Below are 3,348 nucleotides of genomic sequence, written 5' to 3'. Positions count from 1 at the left end.
TCCGCTCTATTGATTGGTACTGAATTTGAGCTCGAGCCATACGATATAGTCTATGTTACCGCTGCCCCAGTCACACGCTGGAACCGTGTAGTTTCGCAAATAGTTCCTACTATCTCTGGATTCAACCAGTTGACTGAAGGTGCTTTGCGTATTAGGACCTGGCCATAGAAACGATGTTTCTAGCAGCGAGATCAGAGAGGCAAGTTTCGAGTAGTTAGCCGTTAAAACTGCCTCGGGGGCAGATGCATTATCTTAAGCTTGAAGTTTGGCAGAGAGATTATCTAGTCTCGTTGAATGCCTGTAAATTACTTTAGTCTTGCAGAGATTTTGCACTAAAAGATCAAGTTTCACGTTCAGCAATTTCAATTTCGTCAAATATGCTGAAGGTTCAGAGCGAAGAACAACTAAAGGCAATGTTGAATTTTTCTACATAACCAAAGGCTCTTGTGGGGAGCTTGTCACACAGCTGATGTTTGCAAGGGACCTTGGTTATTTTTCTGAAGCAACCGCAAATGAAATGATTTGCAACCTGATAGAAGTTAGCCGGATGATTGGTGGATTGATAAAGTATCAGTCATTACAAATTCAAGAAAAACGCGGAGAGTATTGAGGTGAGTAGGATGCAAAAGGTGAGAATAGCGAGGTTGAGACAATGGTTCACCACGTTATTCGAGATACGCCTCTTGAATCTCGACCCTAGACCCTCGAAATTGGTAATACTATGTTTGAGAAAATTCTTGTCGTCTGTGTTGGCAACATTTGCCGCTCACCATCAGGTGAATATTTACTAAAAAAGCTATTACCCAATAAGCATATTGCATCAGCGGGTGTTGGGGCATTGGTTGGAAAGCCAGCTGATAAAATGGCTTCGGAAGTTGCTTCTGACAATGGTACTAGCTTAGAAGGTCACAGAGCACAACAACTAACAAGTGAATTGTGCCGTGAGTATGATCTTATCCTTGTTATGGAAAAAGGTCATATAGAAGCAGTTACCAAGATCTCCCCTGAAGCTCGAGGTAAAACTATGCTATTCGGTCAATGGAATGGTCAGAAAGATATTCCTGACCCATACCGTCAAAGCCGTGAAGCTTTTGATCATGCTTATAGTCTTATTGACGTGGCTGCAAACGCATGGGCGAAAAAAATCAAATAGAGCCGAGTTTAAAGTATCGAGGACCGAGTGAGCTATATCTTTCGATACTCAACAATCATTACTGGAAATAATCATGAGCGTTACGCAAAACGTACAAGTCAAGCAGACAGACTCGGATGAGATAGATTTGGGTAAGCTGTTTGGTATTCTGTTAGATAATCGCTGGAATATTATTGCGATTACTTTCATTTTTGCCATTATTGGTGTGGCGTATGCTTTGCTGGCGACACCGGTCTATAAAGCAGATGCATTAATTCAGGTTGAAACTAAAAGCTCGGGTATGCCAGCTCTGGGTGAGATGGGGGAGTTGTTTGCCTCTGAATCATCGGCTACTACTGAAATTGAGATTATTAAATCTCGTATGATTTTGGGAAAAACAGTCGATAAGCTGAATTTAACAACTGTTGCCTCTCCCAATTACCTGCCTGTTATTGGTAAGGGGCTAGCCCGTATTCAAGGTGAGCAAAATGCGATTTACATTAGTCGTTTTGAAGTTCCTAGTCATGTTGATACACCTGTATTTACACTATTAGTTACGGATCCTGAAGCGGGGCTCTTTGAATTAGTAGATAGTAATGAACGCACTATATTATCTGGTCGCGTTGGTGAACTATCACAACAAGGTGAATTTGCTATATTTGTGAGCCAATTAGCTGCAGATGATGGGGCATCATTTACAGTACTAAAAAGAACTCGGCTTGATGCTATTCAATGGTTACAAAAAGATCTATCCGTCAGCGAGCGTGGTAAGCAAACAGGTATTCTTCAGCTATCATTGACTGGTGAAAATCGTCGCGGTATTGAAGAAATACTTAATGACATAAGCCAGAATTATTTTCTTCAGAATGTAGAGCGAAATTCTGCTGAAGCCGAAAACAGTTTAAAGTTTCTTAGAGCCCATCTGCCTGATATTAAAAATCAGCTGACACTTTCTGAAGATCAATTGAATCAATATCGACAAGACAATGAATCAATTGATTTAGGTCTAGAAGCAAAGTCTACACTCGATGTTATGGTCACAATCGAGGCTCAACTAAATGAGTTGACTTTTAAGGAAAGCGAAATTTCTCAGCGTTTTACAAAAGAGCATCCAGCTTACTTATCCTTACTAGATAAACGCAAGACTTTATTGGGCGAACGTGAGCGTTTGAATTCGCAGATCCAAAAGTTGCCGAAAACCCAACGTGAGATATTGCGATTAACCCGAGATGTAGAGGTAAACCAGCAGATATATGTGCAATTGTTGAATAAAGTACAAGAGCTGAATATCGTTAAAGCTAGTACAGTAGGCAATGTTCGCATTTTAGATTCAGCCCAATCGTATACTCGTGCAGTGAAGCCTAAAAAGCCTTTGATTGTGGTATTAGCTACATTGTTGGGGGGAATGTTAGCTGTTGCGATTGCTCTTCTTCGCGCCGTTTTTCACCGTGGAGTTGAGAATCCTGATGAAATAGAAGTAATAGGCTTGCCGGTTTATGCGAGTGTACCAATGTCGGATTGGCAGATAGAGCTGGAGAAAAAACAAAAAGGCAAAAAGAAGTTAACCGTTGATGAAACTTTGCTGACTGTCTCTAACCCTGCAGACTTGTCTGTTGAGGCATTACGAAGTTTACGAACGAGCCTTCATTTTGCGATGATGGAAGCAAAAAATAATATCCTAATGATATCAGGTCCAAGCCCAGGCATTGGTAAATCATTCGTATCGGCTAATATGGCAGCGGTTATTGCAAAGTCTGGATCTAAGGTATTAATCATCGATGCTGATATGCGAAAGGGGCAAATGGAACGCCAGATGGCTATTGGGCACAAACCGGGCTTGTCTGAGTATCTGAGTGGTCAAGCTCAGATTGAATCCTTGCTTAAGCAACCTGGTGTGGAAGGATTGGATTATATCGGACGGGGAAATGTTCCGCCAAATCCGTCGGAGCTATTAATGCATCCTCGCTTTAAAGCGTTAATGGATTGGGCTTCTGAACATTACGATATTGTAATTGTCGATACACCACCAATTCTTGCTGTTACAGACCCGGCTATTGTTGGTGCCCACGCTGGAACTACCTTGCTTGTAGGTCGGTTTGGTCAGAATTCGGTTAAAGAAGTTGATGTTGCCAAGCAACGGTTTGAGCAAAATGGTATTGAAGTGAAAGGTTTTATCTTAAATGCGGTTGTGCGTAAGGCCAGCAGCTATTATGGCG

At 41.6% G+C, this 3,348-nt stretch carries 3 protein-coding genes and 1 pseudogene; all 4 read left to right on the top strand.

Annotation, left to right across the window (positions count from 1 at the left end; translation table 11 throughout):
• Window positions 1-168 (top strand): annotated as a pseudogene (locus MHN01_RS21185) (sugar transporter); the annotation flags it as partial.
• Window positions 169-316: 148 nt separating this feature from the next.
• On the top strand, window positions 317-610 hold the full coding sequence (locus tag MHN01_RS21180; protein WP_239413279.1) for a four helix bundle protein: 294 nt from the start codon (window positions 317-319) through the stop codon (window positions 608-610).
• 111 nt (window positions 611-721) lie between these two features.
• Complete coding sequence (locus tag MHN01_RS21175; RefSeq protein ID WP_239413277.1) at window positions 722-1,153, top strand: protein tyrosine phosphatase; 432 nt, start codon at window positions 722-724, stop codon at window positions 1,151-1,153.
• Between the two features lie 73 nt (window positions 1,154-1,226).
• Window positions 1,227-3,348 (top strand): polysaccharide biosynthesis tyrosine autokinase (locus tag MHN01_RS21170; RefSeq protein ID WP_239413275.1); only part of this gene is annotated, 2,122 nt, incomplete at its 3' end.

This window comes from Photobacterium sp. OFAV2-7, from assembly GCF_022347985.1.
Lineage (GTDB): Bacteria > Pseudomonadota > Gammaproteobacteria > Enterobacterales > Vibrionaceae > Photobacterium.
Note: the sequence above shows the minus strand (reverse complement) of the source record. Positions and strands in the feature narration are given on the sequence as shown.